This window comes from Turicibacter sp. (genome assembly GCF_017941855.1).
In the GTDB taxonomy this organism is placed as follows: domain Bacteria; phylum Bacillota_I; class Bacilli_A; order MOL361; family Turicibacteraceae; genus Turicibacter; species Turicibacter sanguinis.
Map to the genome: position 1 here is coordinate 68278 of NZ_JAGAVR010000123.1, position 6386 is coordinate 74663.

The 6386-nt window shown below is 36.3% G+C and carries 6 protein-coding genes; 5 read left to right on the forward strand and 1 reads right to left on the reverse strand.

Features of this window, described 5'->3' with window-relative positions; translation table 11 throughout:
- Nucleotides 1–117 precede the first annotated feature (117 nt).
- Nucleotides 118–1188 carry a radical SAM/SPASM domain-containing protein gene (locus J6D32_RS13515; protein WP_272154690.1) on the forward strand — a complete coding sequence of 357 codons (1071 nt, stop codon included), beginning with the start codon at nucleotides 118–120 and terminating at the stop codon, nucleotides 1186–1188.
- A 66-nt stretch (nucleotides 1189–1254) separates the two neighbouring features.
- Nucleotides 1255–2583, forward strand: a complete 1329-nt coding sequence (locus tag J6D32_RS13520) for a sulfatase family protein (RefSeq protein WP_006784314.1) — start codon at nucleotides 1255–1257, stop codon at nucleotides 2581–2583.
- Between the two features lie 35 nt (nucleotides 2584–2618).
- Here the strand turns inward: J6D32_RS13520 and J6D32_RS13525 are convergent, their stop codons facing one another.
- Nucleotides 2619–3134 carry a nitroreductase family protein gene (locus J6D32_RS13525; protein WP_006784313.1) on the reverse strand — a complete coding sequence of 172 codons (516 nt, stop codon included), beginning with the start codon at nucleotides 3132–3134 and terminating at the stop codon, nucleotides 2619–2621.
- Between the two features lie 171 nt (nucleotides 3135–3305).
- On the opposite strand from J6D32_RS13525, the gene J6D32_RS13530 reads away from it, so the two are divergent.
- Genes J6D32_RS13530 through J6D32_RS13540 form a run of 3 tightly spaced genes read left to right on the forward strand, consistent with a single transcriptional unit; the run spans nucleotide 3306 to nucleotide 6221 of the window.
- Nucleotides 3306–5180, forward strand: coding sequence for a DEAD/DEAH box helicase (locus tag J6D32_RS13530; protein WP_132942749.1), 1875 nt, complete (start codon nucleotides 3306–3308; stop codon nucleotides 5178–5180).
- On the forward strand, nucleotides 5177–5611 hold the full coding sequence (locus J6D32_RS13535) for a hypothetical protein (protein WP_006784311.1): 435 nt from the start codon (nucleotides 5177–5179) through the stop codon (nucleotides 5609–5611). Before J6D32_RS13530 ends, J6D32_RS13535 begins: the two co-directional genes overlap by 4 nt.
- Before the next feature lie 46 nt (nucleotides 5612–5657).
- Nucleotides 5658–6221, forward strand: coding sequence for an NUDIX hydrolase (locus J6D32_RS13540; protein ID WP_129821200.1), 564 nt, complete (start codon nucleotides 5658–5660; stop codon nucleotides 6219–6221).
- Nucleotides 6222–6386: the final 165 nt, after the last annotated feature.

Consider the following 6386-nt stretch of genomic DNA (forward strand, 5'->3'; position numbering starts at 1 on the left):
TGTGGTCTCTTGCCTTTATTGTAGGACTTTATAGGCAATTTATCAAGGTTGGTTTCAAAAAACGACTTTATTTGCCCACTTAAGCGATTAAAGTGATAGTAACTAAGGGGGGATTGTGTGTTATCCATTTTAATAAAGCCAGCATCAAGTCGTTGTAATTTAAAATGTAAGTATTGTTTTTATGAGGATGAGAGTTTGAATCGGAGCCAATCTGATTATGGGATGATGAAAGTAGAAACTCTAGAAGTAATTATAAAAAAAGCATTAGAGTATGAAGTGGATGTTTGTTCATTTTTATTTCAGGGAGGGGAACCCACGTTAGTAGGACTTCATTTTTATGAGTATGTCATCAAGTTTCAACAACGTTATAATGTGCATCACGTAAAGATTATGAATTCGATTCAAAGTAATGGTTTGCTCCTAGATGAATCATGGGCGCACTTTTTTAAACAGCATGACTTTTTAGTCGGTCTTTCGATTGATGGGATTAAAGTAACGCATGAATGTTATAGAGGGAAGAATTTTGATCAAGTGGTGAAGGCAGCCGAGTTATTAAAGCGATTTGAAGTGCCATTTAATGTATTAACAGTTGTGACGGATGAGGTTTGTGAGCAGATTGCAGCGATTTACACGTTCTATAAACAGCATCATTTTAGATATTTACAATTTATACCGTGTCTAGATTCACTTGATAATCACAATTATCTTAGTGTGGACTCCTATACCACTTTTTTAAAGACGTTATTTCAGTTATGGTTTGACGATGCAACGAAGGGAAATTTAATTTCTATTGGCTATTTTGATGATTTGCTACATCTTTTATGTGCAGAGTTTCCGAAGACGTGTGGAAGACTTGGACGATGTGGAATGCATTATGTTTTGGAGGCAGATGGTAGTGTTTATCCGTGTGATTTTTATATGATGGATGCTTATTATTTGGGAAATTTGCTTCAAGATGATTTTGAAGTGTTAAATGATAAACGACGAGACCTTCAGTTTTTAGAACCGATTTTTTCTAAGACGTGCAAGAAGTGCAAATGGTATCGTTTATGTTATGGGGGATGTCGTCGTGAGCGAGTATCACAATTAGGTGTCAATAAGTATTGTCAGGCCTATCAAGCCTTTTTGGAGGAAGCTTATCCGTTACTTCAGTGGATGGCAAATAGGATTTTAATGACTAACATATAGACAAAACTGAGGTGGGGATTTTAGGGTGATATAATAAGGTTAGCGCATACAAGTGGAGGGGGATTTATGCAAAGACCGAATATTGTGTTTTTATTTTGTGATCAGCAGCGTTTTGATACACTAGGTGTGAATGGGCAACCGCTTGATATGACACCTAATTTGGATGCTTTGGCGTTTGAGGGCGTAAATTTTTTACATGCTTATACACCACAACCTGTTTGTGGACCTGCGCGTTCTTGCTTACAGTCGGGATTGTTTGCAACAGAAACAGGGTGTTTTGTGAATGGAATTTCGTTACCAGAGAGGCAGCCAACGCTAGCCAAGTCACTTCGTGAGGCAGGATATGAAACGGCCTATGTTGGAAAGTGGCATTTGGCAACGGATCGTGAACAGAATTATGAGACGGTTGCCATTCCAAAAGAACGTCGCGGTGGTTATGAGGATTATTGGATGGCATCCGATGTTTTAGAGTTTACGTCGGATGGTTACGGTGGTTTTGTTTTTGATCGAGAGGGGAATAAAGTGGAATTTGAGAAGTACCGTGTCGATGCAATGACAGACTATGTGATAGATTACTTAATGAATCGAAATAAAGAAGTGCCATTTTTCTTATTTGCTTCTTATATTGAACCACATCATCAAAATAATCATCATGCTTTTGAAGGTCCAATAGGGAGTAAAGAGCAATTTGCTAACTTTGTAAAACCGGATGATTTAGCAGAGGGAAGTGGAGATTGGGAAGCTCAGATGCCTGATTATTTAGGCTGTTGTCACTCTCTTGATCAAAATGTCGGACGGATTATATCAGTGTTAAAAGAACAAGGTATTTATGAAAATACACTCATTATTTATACGAGTGATCATGGGTGTCATTTTAAAACGATGAAAAAGTATATTAATCCGTTTGGAGCGGATGACTATAAGCGCTCACCTGATGAGAATTCAATACATATTCCACTTGTGATGAGAGGACCAGGATTTTTAGGTGGGGTTATGGAAGTGAAACTCGTCAGTCTCCTTGATTTACCGAAAACGATATTGAGCCTAGCAAAGGTGGATTCAGACTTTATGCAGGGGCGTGACCTTCAAACTATTTTTACGGATGATGAGTGGGAGAATGAAGTTTATATCCAGATTAGTGAAAGTATGGTCGGACGGGCACTTAGAACGGAGCGTTATAAGTATGTAATTCATGCTCCGCATAAAAAGCCGTTTGAAGATTTTGGAAGTGATTACTATGTTGAGGGATGGCTCTATGATTTAAAGAAAGATCCACTTGAGAAGCATAACTTGATTGATGATTTGGACTATGAAGAAGTTAAAAAAGTGTTGCGTGAGAAGATAATGAAGCATGGGAATCGTGCTCATGAGGTGTTCAATATAGTTGTGAATTAAAAAAAGAGTGTCGCCATTGCAGCGACACTTTTTGGTTATTTAACGATAATGTATTGACCTTTACGTGGTCCACGAGATGGAGTATTAACACGATGACCTAGTGCAATACTTGTTTGGAATTCGTATCCATCAGGGAGATTGAATTCTTTTTTATAGTGTTCGAATTTATCACTGTTATTAATCGCCAGAATTCCATCAACCCAACACGCTGCAAGATTTAAGTCTTCGGCTGCGAGTAGGATGTTTTGTGTACACGTTGCAGCGTCAACAATAGGTGTTTTAGCTGTTTTATTGACGGCAACTAAAATAGCAGCAGGAGCGTAGAAGAAGTGTGCTTTTGTGTCTTGATGAATGGCTTGAATATCTTTGTCAAGTTGTTCAACTTTTTCTTTGTTTAAAATACCAACAAGGTACCAAGGTTGTTCGTTTTCACTACTTGGGGCATATAGGCCAGCTTCTAATAATACTTTAAGTTGGTCTTCAGTTAAAGGTGTGTCTTGGTATTCACGATGGCTACTTGATTTTGAGATTGCTTCTAATGTATTCATCATCAATCAACTCCGTTATCTAAAATTTTCTTTGTTAGTTTTAACAATTAAAAGTTAGCTCATGCATGGAATAATGGGTGGAGTGCGAGTTTTGGTTTCATTGACGCTTGAGGAGAAGATTTAGTATAATAAAAAAATCTGTATGATTTTTTTGTCTATAGAAAGAGGAGTATCATGAAAGTTTTTGGGACGGTAAAGGTGATTCCTAAAAAGAATCCACGAGAGTTATATGAACACCAGTTAGAAGCAATCAGTTGTTTAGATGAGATGGATGAACAATCATCTTTTCGTACGCTCGTAGTCATTCCAACCGGTGGTGGGAAAACGTTGACAGCTAGTTGGTGGTTACTTAAAAAGGCGTTGAATGAGGGAAAGAAAGTGTTATGGATTGCGCATCGTCAAATGTTACTTGAACAGGCATTGATGACGTTTAAACAGAATGCATACGCTACTTGTATGCCAACGCGTTGGAGTTTTGATTATCGAATTGTTTCTGGCATTCATGATAAAGTGAGTCAGATAAAAAAAGAGGATGATTTGTTAATCATTAGTAAGGATAGTTTAGTTAGTCGTCTAAATGGATTAAAATCTTGGTTAAAGGATCAAAAAGAAGTATATGTCGTGATTGATGAGGCGCATCATGCACCTGCGAAGTCGTATCAAACTATTTTAAATTATATAGATTCACAGGTTGAACAGGTCAAATTGCTGGGATTAACGGCGACACCTTTTAGGACGGAAGAAAAAGAGTCCGGTATTTTAGCTCAGATTTTTAGGGATGATATTTGCTATAAAATTGATTTAACAGATTTAATTAAGCGTGGCATTTTAGCAAGGCCTCATTTTGAAGAGTGTACAACGGATTTAACTTTTACAGCAACACCCAAAGAGTTACAAAAAATGAAGATTTCCGATATTATTTCCGGGGAAATCGCCACAAAATTAGTCGGACATAAAGTGCGAAATGCGATGATTGTCAACCATTATAAATTGAATCAAGACCGTTATCAACAGACGATTGTGTTTGCGATTAATCGGATGCATGCTCTTGTTTTGAAAACTTTATTTGAAAAAGCAGAGATTAGATGTGGAATTGTGATTTCTCGTGATTTGATGGAATTAGCACATCAAAATCAAGAAGTTATCACTGCTTATCAACAGGGAAAAATTCAAGTTTTAATTAACGTCAATATTTTAACTGAGGGGATTGATTTACCTTGTACAAAAACGGTCTTTTTAACTAGACCTACGGTTTCGAGTATTTTGATGACGCAAATGATTGGTCGTGCATTAAGAGGAGAGGTCGCTGGAGGCACAAAAGATGCGTATTTAGTTAGTTTTGTAGATGATTGGCAGGATCAAATTGCGTGGATTAATTCAGAAAGTATTTTTTATCAGTCTACAGATGTGATGGATGAGGAGCAGGTTTCAGAGTCTTTAAAAGTAGTGGAGATGATTTCGTTAAAGCAACTTGAGCTATTTGCACAGATGCTTGATGATAGTGTCGATACGAAAGAACTTGAGAAGATTCCATTTATTAAACGAGTCCCACTAGGTCTTTATAATGTGACGCTTGGGAAGAAGAGCCATCCTGTTTTAGTTTACGATAGTACAAAAAGACGCTATGAGCATTTGATTAAGCAATTGCCATCCTTTTTTGAGTATCATCAGATTAACGAAACTAGCTTATCAAGAGAGAAACTGAAAGAGTTAAGTTCGATTTGTTCGAGACGTTGTTTCACAGGTGAAATTGTTCCGGCTTACGATGAACGAGATATTATGGCGATTTTAAAATATTATGCGAAGTATCGAGTGAAACCGCCTTTTTTATCATTTGATGAACTCGATCGTGAGAAAATTGATCTTAAAGCGGTTGCCACCTTTATTATTGAGCAGGATCTGACTCGGTCACAGCAAGTAAGTTATATTGATGAGCTGTGGAATGATGCGACGAAGTTGTATTCTATTTATTTTCATAAGAAGTCCTTTTTTATGAGGCAGTTAAATCTTGAGTTAAGACGCTTGATGAAGGAGGGAATTAGAGGATGATGTATACACCAAAAGAAGTGGCACAGTTTTTAAGGATTTCTGATTTTCCGTATTCAAAAGAACGAAAAATCATCCACATGATTTACTCACAGGAAGCTTCAATTTATGAAAGGTTGGTGGATGTTGAGCTTGAATTATTAGTTGAAGGACGCGAATTAATTAAAAATCAGGAGGAGGCTTTGTGGAGTTTTTTCAAGGTTATCAAGTTGCGGCTTGTGTACAATGAAGAGTGCGAGTTTGTCCGCATTAAGCTTCGAACTGTCTTAAAAGAGTTTGGTTATAAGCGTCGTAGTGACAAGTTGATGAGTGAAATTCAGTTGATATTGGATACTTTAGAATTAGACACATTTTTGAAGGGATATGTGGGGTGTGAGTTAAAGGAAATCGATTTAGATGACTTTGTGATGATTAGGTTGCAAAATAAACATTAAGAGTGGAATAGTTATGATAGAATACAAAAAGATAGGAGTGAACTTGATGTATAAGAATCAAATTAAAAGGTATCAGCCGATAAATGAACAAGAAGTTCAAGATCAAAAGGTGATGCTTGATTATATAGAGGCATTTTCTCACAATCTTTTAACACGTGAAAATGAATTTGCACATTTAACAAGTTCTGGTTTTATTTTAAATGAAACATTGGATAAAGTTTTAATGATTTATCATAATTTATATCAAAGCTGGGCTTGGACAGGTGGCCATGCAGATGGAGAAGCTGACTTATTAAAAGTTGCGATAAAAGAGGCAAAAGAGGAAACTGGCGTGGTGAATATTCGTCCTCTAAGTGAGGAAATAATGGCGCTTGATATTTTGCCAGTTTGGGGACATATGAAAAAAGGTCAATATGTTAGTTCACATTTGCATTTAAATGTTTCTTATTTATTAGTCGCAAGTGAAGCCGATATTTTAAGAATTAAAGAAGATGAAAATAGTAATGTTGGGTGGTTACCGATTGATGAGTTAGCATCGTTTTGTGATGAACCACAGATGTTACCTGTCTATGAAAAACTGGTGAATAAATCAAAAAAATTTACAAAATAATCTACAAAAATGAAGGGGGATTATTTAATTAATCACTTTTTATTTTTTATATTTTTGTTAATTTTTATGTTAATTTGTTGATTTGATGGAAAAAAATGTGTATAATCTGGGTGTAAGTGAAAAGGAAAAATAGAGAAACAAATGTATGAAACAGGTATCAAAGGA